This is a genomic window from Bradyrhizobium elkanii WSM2783 (assembly GCF_000472865.1).
GTDB lineage: Bacteria > Pseudomonadota > Alphaproteobacteria > Rhizobiales > Xanthobacteraceae > Bradyrhizobium > Bradyrhizobium elkanii_A.
This window is the reverse complement of record NZ_AXAP01000061.1, coordinates 38,231-51,876: the sequence shown is the minus strand read 5'-3', so window position 1 is coordinate 51,876 and position 13,646 is coordinate 38,231. Positions and strand designations below refer to the sequence as shown.

Below are 13,646 nucleotides of genomic sequence, written 5' to 3'. Positions count from 1 at the left end.
CGTTCACTCGCGTTACGGCCTGCACACTCGCGCTGTCACCAATTCGTGACACGCTAATCGAAGGCTTCAGCCACTTCGTTACCTCCATGACTGCTCCGATTGCTTCCGGCTGGAGCGTTTGCCGGGTGGGACTTGCACCCACTGGAAAGCGCCGCCTTGTCACGGCGCACACCCGAAACGGTCATTTTATTGGATTGAAATAACGGAGTGGCGGCTTCCACATCGGCGGAAGACACTTCGGTGGCGGCCGTGGGTTCGCCGGGAGACCTCATTTTGGCCCGCGGATAGGCCGTTCGTTTGCGCGGCCGAGCTTCCATGGCGGTCGTTCGTTCAGCCAGCGATCGTTCGCACCGCACAACAGGATCGCGGCGGTCGGCGCCTCGGCGCTTGCGGCGAGGCACGTCAACGTGGCGCGGAACGCCAACGCCGTGCGGCGTTCACTGAACGCGCGCCCGGTTAACCGGGCGCTGAACAACACCGTCGCGCTGCGCGATCCGCGCACCCGCGCGTTCATCGCCGCGAGCGTGGCCACGGCGGCGTGGCATGGTAGCAACTGGTCGTGGTGGCGCCATCGCAATGGCGGTTTTGGGTGGGTCGGCCCCTTGTTCTGGCCGTTCGCTTTCTATGACATTTATGACTACACCTTCTGGGGCTATCCCTATGATGATGCGTTCTGGGGCTATGGCTACCCGGACCTCTATGCCGGCATCTTCGGCCTTTACGGCTATGACGGCCTGATGGGCTATGCGGGCTACCTGCCGGGCTATGCCGGCAGGCGCGGCGGCAACCTCGACACCTATGCCTATGCGCCGTCGACCGGCCGGACCAATCTTGCACAAATGTGCGGCGACGATAGCCGCGCGATCGCCGGGCTGCCGATCGAGGCGTTCCAGAATGCAATCCAGCCGAACGAGGCACAGCGCGCCGCGCTCGAAGAACTCGCCAACGCGTCCGAAAAGGCAGCTGCAGGCCTCAAGGCCTCCTGCCCCACCGACGTTGCGCTCACGGCCCCAAGCCGGCTTGCAGCGATGCAGCAGCGCATCGAAGCGATGATCGTCGCGGTGCAGACGGTGCAAGGGCCGCTCGATAAGTTCTACGGCCTCCTGAGCGATGAGCAGAAGGCGCAGATCAATGCACTTTCCACCACGCGCCAGCGTCCGGGCCGGACCGCGGCGAGAGCCGGCCCGGCTGGACCAGCCTGCGATGTGACGCAACCGGGTCTAAGCGAGTGGCCGACCGCCACAATCGAGCAATCGGTCAGCCCGACCGACCAGCAGCGCCGATATCTTGACGCGCTTCAGGGCGCCGCCGCCGAGGCCGCGGAGACGCTGAAGCAATCGTGTCAGACCGGGCCGGAGGACGCGCTGACGCCGCCGGCACGCCTCGTAGCCGTCGGCCAGCGGCTCGACACGATGCTGCAGGCGGTGAAGACCGTGCGCACGGCGATGGATGACTTCTATGGATCGCTGACCGACGAGCAGAAAGCGGCCTTCGACGCGATCGGTCCGCAGCAGGCTGGCGGGCGCCGACACGTCCGCGGGCGCGCGTGATCCGCCGGATGATGTCGTGCGCGTAGTGAACGCATTCCAGTCATCTGACCTTTGGAGGCCATTCAAACGTTCCCTCTAGGATTCGCTGAAGGATACGCCAATAATGTTAAGCATCACTAACCTGGTCCCGGTTGCTCCCCTCTGGCTCCCCTTCCGCGTTCCGAGGGCCGATATTCCTCATATTCTGAACTGGTTTTCGTCTGGGCTTCTAACCTTCACAGGGTTAAGTTCTTCTCAGCAAACTGACAGTGGCACCACCAGAAAATGCGTCCGAATGCGCTGCAGGGGAGCTCCGGGGTATCTATCAGACACATGGGTCATCTTCGGACCTGACACAGTGAATGCGAGATGTCTGTCACTCTCTCGATTGTGTTGCAAAAGTCTTTTTGTCTCACCGATGACAAATTTTCCGGGCCGTGGGGCGGCGATCGAATATTGATGTGGGGACACTTCATTCTGTGATGAATTCACCAACGACTTCGGAGGCGCGTTTGAGGCTACGTCGATCGACGGTTGCGCTTGTTTTGTCGTTTAGCGGAAATTTTGCTGCACGGCGTTTTGGGACTTCTGCAACACAATCCTCTCACTAGCGGACATGTCACGGGCGCCAGACGGCGGCTCGATCAGCACGCCATCGTAGCGCGACGGCGGGCGCAGACTGCCGATTTAAGGGCGTCACTGCCGGAAACGCCCGCGCACTGCAGAAACGGGCGCTTCACTCGCTATTGGCCAGGGAGGGGCCTCATTCTGTAAAAAGGGCCTGAGCGAACCGCTACGCCGGCCGGGCTTTTCCGGACGAGGGCGCTTGCGCGCCGAAAGAGTAAGGGCAAAAGGGCAACTGAGGGAGCTTTGTCCTCTCGGACAATATCCAGGCGGCCCCTAGCCTTGGCCCTAAGCTATACTGATGGGCGGCGATTATGTTGGCCGGCGTGGTCTACGTCGTGATGCAATAAGGTTGCTCAATTGGCCGCCTCTTTCACTCGCCCCTTCCCGCCGCAAACCTTGCAATTCGGCGGGTAAATTCTGCGGCTCGGTTGGCGGTGGATGAATGACCGGCTCAAGTCCGGTGCCGTTGCAGGCCGGCATTTCGTTTCGGGTACTTCGGACTTAATCCGCTTGATCGCTCGCGCCACAGGAGAACAGCGCCGCAGATTTCGCTCGTTTAGTCACCTCTCACAAGCGAAGTAGCGAATCAACGTTGAGCGGTTCGGTTAATGCCGAGACAGCGGCCCGTAGTTTTACGGGCCGGCATCTTCATTAATTCGACTCATACGACGGTTCAACTCTTGGTTTATCGTTGGTTTGGAGCTTAGGGGGACCGCTTCCATGACCGAAGTTGGTGAACTGCGCGTTTGTGAGACGTGCGGAAACGAGATGCAGCATCTAGCAGACTTGCCAGATACCGCGCGGTTTGATGCTGCGCGTGTATTCCGCTGCTCTAGGTGCAACTCCGTCTCACGCGTGTCACTACAAAGCAACAGCCCGAGGTTGATCGCATCGCGCACGCTTTAGTGATGTTGATCAAGTCGTTCGAAAGTTCGATTATTGCTTGCTTTGGGGGGCATCATGACCATTACGCAAGTGTCGATCCGAAAATCTCAGGACCAGAAAAATACCGTAGCGGCGCTGGACTCGTTTAAGCGCAAGCGTACCGCAACTCAGAAGCGGCGTGCGCTGAAGCGGAAAGCAAAAGCGTCCTGAAATTTTACCACTTTATCGACGGTAGCAACCAACGGCATCGCAGTTAGCACAGCGACATCGACGCAACAGGCGCCGATGCGGCCGGGCTTGCACGACTTCAGCAACAAGTTGCCACTCTCCATGCGAACTTGCCCGCCACGGTCATTAAGACGGTGCGGGATGCAAGAAGCAGTCGAAAGCTTTAGCGCATACGATGGGGCAACTTTGAGGAGTCGCCTCGACCAAATCCTCCGCATCGCTGGATTTTCCTCTCAAAGGTATCGCTCCCAGGCGCGTTGCCTTTGCTGGATGAACATAAATCGTTTCAATCAGCGCTTCAGTAATTTGCATCATTACTTCAATGTCGCTTCGCTCAGGTACGTAGCCTCGATGCATCGCGGCGTGGCCTGCCTCAATCAATTGAAACGCCGTCGGAATCGCGGCCAGGTTTCGTTTCCGAGCGACTTTAGTAGACCCGGCGATGCCGCCGATAACCCGCGGGCTCTTGCGTGCTCGCAAAATAGGGATTGATGACGCACTGGGCGGCGCGGCCCGATGCAGACGCGTTGCACTGCGGCAGCGACGTGTAGCGGCATTCGTAATAGTTTGCCCCCCGGGTGTACACGTGCAGGCAAACCGGATAAGCCGGATCGTAGGTCTGGGCCCGAGCCGCCGCCGTCAAAACCGTCGCGATCGTCAAAATCGCCAAAGCCAGAATGCGCATCAGAACCTCCTTCGGGATTCACTCAAAGACCTCATACTCAAAGACCACGCCTTCGGGATCGTTCTCCTCGAACCATGTTTTCGGCGGCGTCCTCGAAGACTTTCAGACGATCGCGGTCACCAAGTTCCTTGCTGGTGTCAAAGTAGATCCAACCGTCGTCATTGGTCCCTCTTGAGCTTTCTCTTGTCCCAGTGAGGACCTTGCGTGCATTGAACCGGCGAACGTGGCCGCGGTTCAATGCACGCATCATGCGGATCTGGGCGAACATGGTGGGGCCGCCGAGCTCGACCACCAGCATCACCGCCTCGATCGCTTTCTAGCATGAGGTCTGCTTTAGCCTCGAGAACGGACGAAGCCGGATCCACACGCGAGGTCCGAAAAGGGCCGATTTTGTTGAAAAAGGCGGTTGTTGCGACTCAGAGATAGCAGTGATTCAGTCTGCTTAGTTAGCAGGACTGAAGATCATGATGGGGCACCGGCAAGTCGAACAGCCTGAGTTGTTCTATGAATTCTCGCTCGAGAAGCATGTTCCCGCCGACCACCTGCTACGGTCGATCGACAGGTTTATCGATCTCGAAGAGGTCCGGCGGGGCCTGGCGCCTTTCTACAGTAGCATCGGTCGGCCTTCGATCGATCCGGAGCTAATGATCCGGATGCTCCTGATCGGTTACTGCTTCGGCATCAGATCGGAGCGGCGCCTGTGCGATGAGGTCCACCTCAATTTGGCCTACCGGTGGTTCTGCCGACTCGGTCTGGACGATGCGGTGCCGGATCACTCGACTTTTTCCAAGAACAGGCATGGTCGCTTCCGAGAGAGCGATCTCTTCCGTCGAGTGTTCGAGAGTGTCTTGGGCCGCTGCCTCGAGGAGCGACTGGTCGGTGGTGAAGGATTTGCCGTCGATGCGAGCCTGATCAAGGCCGATGCCAATCGGCAGAAGGGGATCGAAGGCAACAAGGGACTTCCACCGGAGGCTGCTGGCCGAGCGATCAATGAGTATCTGGCCGTCCTCGACGATGCCGCTTTCGGAGCCGCGACCGAGGTCACGCCGAAGTTCGTGTCGCCCTCCGACCCAGCGGCGCGCTGGACGGGAGCGCACGGCGGCCAAGCCTTCTTTGCCTACTCGACGAACTACCTGGTCGACGTCGAGAACGCGATCATCGTCGATGTGGAGGCAACCACGGCAATCCGGCAGGCGGAGGTGTTGGCCGCCAAGCGCATGATTGAGCGCTCGCTCGAACGGTTCGATCTCTATCCGAACCGGCTCCTCGGCGACAGCGGCTATGGCTCGGCCGAGATGCTCGGCTGGTTGGTCTACGAGCACGGGATCGAACCGCACATCACCGTCTTTGACAAGTCGGCCCGCACGGACGGGATCTTCTCGCGCGAGCACTTCACCTACGACCACGCAGGCGACGTGTATCGCTGTCCTGGCGACAAGGTCCTCACCACGACCGGAGCGCTGGTGAACGACGGTGCCACGATGCTTTACATGGCCAGCAAGCGTGATTGCGATCGATGCGCATTGAAAAGCCGCTGTTGCCCCAAGCAGCCTTCACGGAGGGTACCGCGCTCAATCTATGAGGGCGCTCGCGATATGGCTCGCCAGATCGCAAGCTCGTGGGAGGGCCGTACCTCGCGCCGGCTTCGCAAGAAGATCGAGATGCTGTTCGCGCACCTCAAGCGCATTCTCAAACTCGACCGTTTGCGCTTACGAGGCCCAAACGGCGCGCGCGACGAGTTCACCCTCGCAGCCACCGCTCAGAACCTTCGCAAGATGGCCAAGCTGATCCCGATGCAAACCCTCAAGCCCGCATAAGAGGCTAGTACAGCCGTTCGGCCCGATCGGCACTGGCGCCAATACATCCGACTACTGCTGCCTTTTTCAACGAAATCGGCCAACAGCGGTCATTTTCGAACGGCCAGTTATCGTCCCGAAGCAGCGCTCGCGCCATAGTTCAACAGCTGCTCTGATTGGTTTTACGAACGATGGGCATGCTGCCCGTTCGTCCGCTAAGCCAGCCGCTCAATGATCGAAGTCGTCGTCTTCGCCCCGTGGTACCCTGGTGGCCGCGCGCTGCAGGAATTGCGGTGCGTGATGGCGCGGCTCGCGCGGGGCCGGCCGTTCGGAAGGGTCGCGGCCGAGCGTGGATTGCAGCTCCACGAGGTCGATGAAGACGTCGGCCTGGCGCCGCAATTCGTCGGCGATCATCGGCGGCTGGCTTGAAATGGTCGAGACCACGGTCACCCGGACGCCGCGACGCTGCACCGCTTCGACCAGCGAGCGGAAATCGCCGTCGCCTGAGAACAGCACGATCTGGTCGACATGCCCGGCGAGTTCCATGGCATCGACCGCGAGCTCGATGTCCATGTTGCCCTTCACCTTGCGGCGGCCAGAGGCGTCGATGAATTCCTTGGTTGCCTTGGTGACCACCGTATAGCCGTTGTAATCCAGCCAGTCGATCAGCGGGCGGATCGACGAATACTCCTGATCCTCGATGATCGCGGTGTAGTAGAACGCGCGCAGTAGCGTGCCGCGGCTCTGGAATTCCTTGAGAAGGCGCTTGTAGTCGATGTCGAAGCCGAGCGTCTTCGCGGTGGCATAAAGATTGGCGCCATCGATGAAAAGCGCGATCTTATTGGAATCGAATGACATTTCGATAACGACCAAAGTCGAATTGGAAATGGAAGCAAACGCTTTCCGTTTCAAGCTGTAGTTGGATTGAAAGACACGATGAAGTTTAGATTGTGGCGGCCCGGGAAAACCGTCGAATCCGGAACGGAGCGGCCCATCGGCAGAAAAACTACATCCGATTGTTTTAAGTATCAAATTAATTCCTTGGAAGATGCTCCGCACCACAAGAGCGCGCGGCGCGAACCCTTAGGGCAAAAGGACAAAACTCCCATGATCGCTCTTTCATGCAGTTTTGCTATACTGCTGTAAACCTTGAACCTGCGACCAGATCGAACGCCACAAGACCAGGCTGACCAATGAGCGATCGCAAATGCCGGATCAATTTCCTGTTTTTGAACGGCTCTTGAAAAAGCGCGGCCGGGTATGGCGGTGGTGCCTGTGCACGACCGAAGGGAAGGTTGTCATGCACGGTACGGAAAGCAGCCGAACCGCTGCCAAATACAAGGCTGATAGGGCGCTCTTCCTGATGCTGCTCTGCGCTCCGTATCAGTCGACCCGCCCGAGTGACCGCGACGGCTCAGGCTACAACCGTTCAGGCCGGTCCCGTTCCACTAACTGACTCTTCTCGACTTTGGGAAGTAGCGGGGCTGGAAAACGTCCACAGACCTGCGGTCGCTCGCGGCCTTTCCGCACGGCTCCGCAAGCTTTTGCACTATTCCACAATCGACTGAACCTATTGACTACCTTCGTTCTAACCTCGGCTTTGCGCCATTCGCGCTGTAATGACCCGCCCAGCGGACTTCCGATCTGTCTCGATAAGCGGACATTCTCAATGTCTCAAAGGTGCCAACAACGGAAGTCGCGCCTTCACAACTGGCCAAAAGAAAGGCCGCTCGAAGGGCGCTCTTCAAGAGCGAATCGAAGACGAACAGGCCGAACTTGGGCCAAAGCCGACGTCATTGCCGGCCAGGAGGAACGCAGATACACGCAGAACACCGCGATTATCATAAGGCCGGTATTGATGCGCGGATCTCGTGATCAATCTCGGCAACGCCAGCCACTGCTTCCGATGTATGAGTTTGGGAGCAAGATGGTGCCTTGGGTTTGGTGGCCAGCACCGTGTTGTACGGGTTGCCAAACACAAACACCTTCGACGTGCGCCAAATGATTCGCTCCAGTTCCACGAATGTGCGCATCTTTAGCCGGTACTTCCACAGCAGCATGTGTTGGATGAAGTTCCAAGTTACTCCCCAGGCCAAGAATGGTAGTCGCCGATAGTGGATTGGACTGAAGCCAAGTCGGCGCATCTTGTAGACGAGAAGATTGGCTCCGACAAAATTGTAGCGCCAATTCTCGAAGAAGGCGGTAACACTCAGGTAATCCTTGGTACGGCGACAATGATCCAGCGACCCCGGCGAATGGATCAGCAACCGTCCTCCCGGCTTGAGCATCCGCCAGCACCTAGTTAGCCACGCGTCCAGATCTTTGGTGTAGCCAATCGACTCGAGCGCATAGATGGCATCAAAGTGTTCATTCGGGAGATCGAGGTTGTCGAAGTCGATGACTATCACCTGTCCACGCCCGCCAAGTCTCGCAAATTTCCGCCGGCAGATCTCCGCCTGCACAGATGAATTGGTCACGCACACAATTTCGATATTGCTCCGCCTCGCGAGGTATTCTGCTGCCGCGCCGGAGCCGCATCCGAGATCCAGGAATCGCATCCCGTCTTTCGGCTTCAAAAGTGCATATTCGGCCTCGTAAGGGTGCGAAAATGCCAATCGGGGAAACACACACGTGCTGTAGTTCGACTGCTCGTCGCGATACGTGCCGAACACGTCATCATATGTGCGCCTTTCGTCGTCATGTTTGAGAAAGTCGTTCGGCTTTGGTGTCCACTCAACCAGTTGGCGCTGCTCGAATTCATTCAGCTGGTGACCGATCTTGCTCGCGTCCTTCGGTCGGGTCACCAAAAGAAAAAGTACGTAATGAAACAAGTTGTATGCCACAAACAACGCAATGACGGCGGCCGCTACCAACTGAGATATTAGAACAATATTCAAGGTTGCTCCTGTGATAGCTGAAAAATTCTACGAACTCGCGTTGCAATTATCAATCACAGCAGTGCCGCGTCCTGCTAGAGGCTAATTTCCGGGTTGGGTCATTCGGGTCACTTTGACCGTGCGCCGCTCACTTCGGTTTTCCCCAATTAGCGGACATTCTCAGGGTCAGCCGGGACCGTCATAAAGCCCTCGCGCGGTTCTCCGGCAGCTGGTCGAAGCCGATTTGGAGCCAGCTCACCCAATTGCGATCACTTTCCCTGCGGGTTCTGAAGCGATCGACGCACTTCCTGGAACAAAGCGGGGTTCGCCACGAGTAGTGCCGGACGAGACCAAACTTGCCATCACACACTGCGCATCGCGCGGCACTGCCAGATCTAAGATTATCGGAGCAATGGGGCATCGTAGTCTCCTCTTGGTACTATCGTCGCTGTTCGTCGATCATCCTTTTCCACCGTCGCACTGCATGGGCCTGTGCGCTTTTCCTACGCGTGCAGCCTAGGACGATCGCGTTCAGCCGCTCAATTGAACCTAGGTAATGTGCCGTCCATCCAAGGGGCCAGGGAATGATACGAAAGTGTAGGGAGCGCGCCCCTAAAGCCGACCACTTCCGCAACGGGTCAATCGCGTCGGTTTTTGCGGAGCCCAGCCATTTCCGGTCTACCCCGATGACCCGACCTTTTCAGAGACGCGCCGTCCTTCGCATTTGGGCCATCAACGGACTCATGCACCGCAACAAATCACTACAGCATTCGATCAGAGCGCAAGCTATTTCAGAGCGACAATACGGATGCCATCTAGCTTGCGTTGTTGTTCAACAAATCGAACGTAGGATTTGTGAAATGCATCGTGCCCCGTTGGGGTCCCCGCTTGTCGAGCTTCCTCACGCAGTCGTTGATACATGCCAGTCGTACCTGGAGGACTGGTCCCCATTCATCTGTTAAATCAGTTGCTGAAAGCACCCTAAGACCGCAGCTCTCGACCGGGCCTACATGCGCGCAGTGTCAGATGGCCAGAAAAGTCGCACGATGAGCTGCGCGGATTGGAAAGATCCCGCAGAGGCTGACAAGACCCGTCGCCGCTCCCGGCTTCATCGATCCGGCTGCGAGCCTACAATCTACGAGATATCTACACCCCTGTGGCGAAGTCTCCTCCTCACGGAAACTGATACGGGGACGACGCAAGTGCGTTGCCCACATCCCCACCGGCACCACAACAGCAACAAGAGTATTTCAATCTAAGGGTGAAAGTGCTATTTTCAATCTAAGGGTGAAAATGCTACTAGCTTCGCTGCCCCGTTCGCCCGTTTCCCGTCCAATGGATGGGGTCCACCTCAAACTTCAGGATTCATGATGATGGCGAACATGTCTGCGCTCGATCGGTGCAAGCACTTCGGTGTAAGCAATATTCGCGGAATCGCCTATATGCCGGGACCAAGCAATTACACCAAGGAGAAGAAAGCACAGTATTTCGATTCGGACTTCTACAACGGAGATTTCCACGCGTTGTGGAGTCCCAAAAGCGACGGCACGGGGCCCTATGGCCGAAGCGATCTTCACCGCTTCAGCGAAAAACTGGGGGCCAATTTCATCCATTGCTACGACTGGTCGGCCCCGGTGCCGGAAATCGGCCTGCGGAACCATCTGGTCTTCCTTGCGCGCTGCACCGAGCTCGGGATGAAGGCAACGGTCCCGATCAGCAACTATACTTATCTGTGCATGGCCGACACCCCCAACAAAAAGCCGTGGGAAACCCCCGCGACGGCTCATCTGAATATCCAGAAGGTGTTCAAGGAAATCTACAGCCAGGGCCAAGGGCCGGCTCCCGGCGCCGGGATGTGGAAGATCTTCAACGAATACGAATTGTGGTACGACCGCAATCCGGCCCACGTGGTAACCGCCATGACATGGCTCGTCGAGGAGGAAGACAGGCTCAATCTTCCCGATTCGGCGCGGTTGCCGATCATGGTCGATTGCTCGTTCGGTATGAAGGACGGTATCGAAGGTGCGGGGTATGTCAAAGACGTCTGGGACAGGCTGATTGGTCAGCCTCGGATCGGCAGCTACAGCCCGCGTGATTTCTGGAACGCCCGCTTCGTCTTCGCGACCAACCCGCAGAATGACGGGCCGGATATCACCAGCTTCCTGTCGACACGTCTGCCGCAATATTGGACGAGCCGGGGCATACCCATTCCGCCGGTCATGTTCACCGAACTCGGCTCGAGCATCGAGCAGACCGGCAGCGAACAGAAACAAGCCGAGTGGATGGCCCGGCAACTGGCCGCATCGGTGCCGGGAAGCTCGAACGGCATGATGCTCGGCGCTTGCGTCTTCATAAACGAGCAGCGTCCGTGGGAAGATGGTTGGGAGCGGTCATTCGGCGTCCTGAAATTCGGAGCGAGCACGGAATGGCCGTGGCCGTCAACTAGCCCCTATGTCATGCAGACCCTCTATCCGGCTTGGAACGAAAAGGGCGAGCCCTATGCGGTTAAGGGCAGCTATCCGGTCGAACAGCAGGTGGCGAAGCTGAACTACTTTGCGGTCGTGAAGGCGTGGAAGGGCTGACGCCTTCTGCGGCGAAAGCCGGCTTCACTGGTGATAGCCACAGACAGAACAGACAATGAGGGCCGCCCGATGCAATACCCGATCGATAAATACAAGGCTCAAGCCAAGCAGACCTTCCAGACCAGTCCTCTCATCGAGAATTTCTCCACCTGGACGAATTCGTGGCAGATTGGCAACGTATTCGACACGCTGATGGATTACCTCGTGCGTTTTCCCGATGCGGAAAAAGCGCCAGGCGCGATTGCCAAGATCGCGTTGGACCGCTGGACGAAAGCCGCCGGCAGCCTGTGCTGGTACGACGACTATGGCTGGTGGGGAATCGCCAGCGAAAAGGCCTTTCACGCCGAATATAACGGTGTCTTTGGCGCCACCAGGGAAAGCTTCCTGACGATCGCCAGACAATGCTGGGACGTCATGAACACGGGCAAGACGGGCAAGGCCTACAGCTACAAGGGCGGACCGAACGTCTGGGAAAACCGCGAAAACGGTTCGCCGACCGGCTACTTCACGTCCCCGGACACTTGGGCGGTCCCCCGCATCGCGGGGGGCGTCTGGCAATACGACATGTTTAAGGAATACAGGCCGAGCGGGGAGTGCTCGCCTTCCGATTCCAATCCGTCCGATCCGAACAAAACGGATTTGGGCCCGTTCCAGCTCACCGTCATGAACGGCCTCTACCTCGTCCTGGCTGCCCGGCTAGGCGCCAATGGCCAGGGCACTGCCGAGGCGGTCAGGAAGGAAATCAATTTCCTGAAGAGCTGGTTCTACCTTGACCAGGAACCGGGCCATGAAGGCCAGGAAGGCCTGCTGATGCATTTCCCTCCCCGGGCGCTCGTGCGGGAGCGTGTGGGGACCTACGCCTATTGTGACGCCAAAGGCAGCTATCCGCCCGTCCACGGCTATAACGCCGGATCGGCCTGGTGCGGCGATCAGGGCCTGATCCTCGGCGGCCTGCTCGATTACCTCCGTGTCGACCCTGCCGATCCGATCGCTCAACCGCAGGCCGTCTCCATCGCAGGCGGCGTGCTGTATCACATGGTCACCGATCGGGTGGTGCAACCGACGCTTAATCTCACCAACGACCCGGACGATTACGGGTGCGGATCAGGCGTCTTCTGGCGCTATCTGCTGCACGGCTTCCGCACGAACGCCGCTCTCCGCCAGCAGGTCTTGAGCTGGGTGAATGCGGACCGGACGAACAATGCGATCTACCGATCCGCCGAATACGCCTGCGCCAACGGCGGTCCCGGCAATGCCCTGTTCGCGGACTTCAACGTTCTCGCGACCCTGACCGCAGCCATCGAGATCCTTCAAGCGGCGGAAGCATAAGGGTCATCCCACTATAGAAGCCGTACAGGAACGTCGGGACTACCGAGCCCTTGATGAACATGGGTTCGCAAATTATCGCCGGAAGAACGTCCTTGAGAGTGCGTTAGGTGCCCTCTAATGAGCCGGTGATCGACACAAACACCATAGAGCTAAATGCTGGAGACCGTATTTTTATCACGTCCGATGGAGTGCATGGAAAAATATTGCTGCGAGAAATGAAAGCACTTTCTGACGAATTTCGGGATGCGACCGCGCTTGTTGGTGAACTTAAGGCGGCCTGACGATAATCTTTCGCTCGTCGCCGTTTTTCTGAATTGAATGTTGAGTGCGGGTACGGCTGGCAATCGCGAGCGACGTTCGATATCACCGTTGGAAGTGGCTCGGCGATAGGCCGCATCGACGCGGCGCGCCTCCAGCTTCTTCAAGGGATATGGGGATGCGTTTAGGAACGGCGCAAACGCCAGAGGTTACGAGGCACCTTGTACGACCTAAGTGACAGGGAGCTAATGGATATCGGTACTACTCGCGGCGAGATCGACTATGCCGCCTGGACCGGGGAATCGAGCGCGAGGCATCCGTTCCTCCGGATGAACGTCTGATATCTGGCGCCGCATGGATGGCCGGGGTCCGACGCGACGAGACGCACCAATGCTCGCAACCGACTTCCGCTCCGGGTCAACAGCGCCGTTTCGACGGTCGGCCAGGCACTTCCGGTCGTCCCCACTAACCGGACATATTCAGTGCCAGTTAGCATGTCTCGAGACAACCGGCCGTCGCCCGCTGTGCCACGGCCGCGGCTCTCTTGTCATATGGGGTCACGCGAAGAGCAAAGTTGGCCAATATGCAAATTCTGCTCGCTGATTATGGGCGCGCGACTCACCACTGCAAAAATTCTGGCAAGAGATCACGAGGGCTTTGCCAAGCGGTCGTTGTTCCAACTGTCGGATGTTTGCAACACTGCACACGATTATCTCCTGCGTCACAATCGCGCCGCACGAAAATCCAAATTGATAATGCAAGCTGCTCCCACCCCGCTGGGCGGTTGCGCCGGTGGTTGTGCTCCAAGCACAAGGTTAGGCGATGTAAGGGCGGGACTTATCCACTCTCGC

General features: G+C 58.1%; 13 protein-coding genes. 6 read left to right on the top strand and 7 right to left on the bottom strand.

Going from position 1 to position 13,646, the window contains the following annotated elements; all coding sequences use genetic code 11:
* Positions 1-203 (top strand): hypothetical protein (locus YY7_RS62640; RefSeq protein WP_210164720.1); only part of this gene is annotated, 203 nt, incomplete at its 5' end.
* Between the two features lie 204 nt (positions 204-407).
* On the top strand, positions 408-1,550 hold the full coding sequence (locus YY7_RS53845; RefSeq protein WP_051397096.1) for a Spy/CpxP family protein refolding chaperone: 1,143 nt from the start codon (positions 408-410) through the stop codon (positions 1,548-1,550).
* A gap of 1,658 nt (positions 1,551-3,208) precedes the next feature.
* Here YY7_RS53845 and YY7_RS60950 read toward each other — a convergent pair.
* The 4 genes from YY7_RS60950 to YY7_RS62210 are packed head-to-tail and all read right to left on the bottom strand — an operon-like array spanning position 3,209 to position 4,252.
* Positions 3,209-3,358, bottom strand: a complete 150-nt coding sequence (locus YY7_RS60950) for a hypothetical protein (protein ID WP_155255444.1) — start codon at positions 3,356-3,358, stop codon at positions 3,209-3,211.
* A gap of 37 nt (positions 3,359-3,395) precedes the next feature.
* A complete protein-coding gene (locus tag YY7_RS60945) occupies positions 3,396-3,650 on the bottom strand; it encodes a hypothetical protein (RefSeq protein WP_155255443.1) in 255 nt (84 codons plus the stop codon).
* Between the two features lie 46 nt (positions 3,651-3,696).
* Positions 3,697-3,954 (bottom strand): DUF3551 domain-containing protein, encoded by a 258-nt coding sequence (locus YY7_RS0135550; protein WP_028167355.1) that lies wholly within the window; start codon positions 3,952-3,954, stop codon positions 3,697-3,699.
* A 37-nt stretch (positions 3,955-3,991) separates the two neighbouring features.
* Complete coding sequence (locus YY7_RS62210) at positions 3,992-4,252, bottom strand: hypothetical protein (RefSeq protein WP_028167354.1); 261 nt, start codon at positions 4,250-4,252, stop codon at positions 3,992-3,994.
* A gap of 166 nt (positions 4,253-4,418) precedes the next feature.
* Here YY7_RS62210 and YY7_RS0135540 point away from each other — a divergent pair, with 166 nt between their 5' ends.
* On the top strand, positions 4,419-5,771 hold the full coding sequence (locus YY7_RS0135540) for an IS1182 family transposase (RefSeq protein ID WP_028167353.1): 1,353 nt from the start codon (positions 4,419-4,421) through the stop codon (positions 5,769-5,771).
* Between the two features lie 207 nt (positions 5,772-5,978).
* Here the strand turns inward: YY7_RS0135540 and YY7_RS0135535 are convergent, their stop codons facing one another.
* Together YY7_RS0135535 and YY7_RS0135530 are read right to left on the bottom strand one after the other, a co-directional pair.
* Positions 5,979-6,608, bottom strand: a complete 630-nt coding sequence (locus tag YY7_RS0135535) for an NYN domain-containing protein (RefSeq protein WP_028167352.1) — start codon at positions 6,606-6,608, stop codon at positions 5,979-5,981.
* A 983-nt stretch (positions 6,609-7,591) separates the two neighbouring features.
* Positions 7,592-8,647: an SAM-dependent methyltransferase gene (locus YY7_RS0135530; RefSeq protein ID WP_028167351.1), complete on the bottom strand. Its 1,056-nt coding sequence runs from the start codon at positions 8,645-8,647 to the stop codon at positions 7,592-7,594.
* A 1,361-nt stretch (positions 8,648-10,008) separates the two neighbouring features.
* Between YY7_RS0135530 and YY7_RS0135525 the strand changes: the two genes are divergently transcribed.
* Both YY7_RS0135525 and YY7_RS0135520 read left to right on the top strand, forming a co-directional pair.
* Positions 10,009-11,208, top strand: coding sequence for a hypothetical protein (locus YY7_RS0135525; RefSeq protein ID WP_155255442.1), 1,200 nt, complete (start codon positions 10,009-10,011; stop codon positions 11,206-11,208).
* A 69-nt stretch (positions 11,209-11,277) separates the two neighbouring features.
* Positions 11,278-12,537, top strand: a complete 1,260-nt coding sequence (locus YY7_RS0135520) for a hypothetical protein (protein WP_028167349.1) — start codon at positions 11,278-11,280, stop codon at positions 12,535-12,537.
* Positions 12,538-12,686: 149 nt separating this feature from the next.
* On the opposite strand, the gene YY7_RS60940 is transcribed toward YY7_RS0135520, so the two are convergent.
* Positions 12,687-12,962, bottom strand: coding sequence for a hypothetical protein (locus YY7_RS60940; protein WP_028167348.1), 276 nt, complete (start codon positions 12,960-12,962; stop codon positions 12,687-12,689).
* Between the two features lie 54 nt (positions 12,963-13,016).
* On the opposite strand from YY7_RS60940, the gene YY7_RS65285 reads away from it, so the two are divergent.
* A complete protein-coding gene (locus YY7_RS65285) occupies positions 13,017-13,136 on the top strand; it encodes a hypothetical protein (RefSeq protein ID WP_155255441.1) in 120 nt (39 codons plus the stop codon).
* Positions 13,137-13,646: the final 510 nt, after the last annotated feature.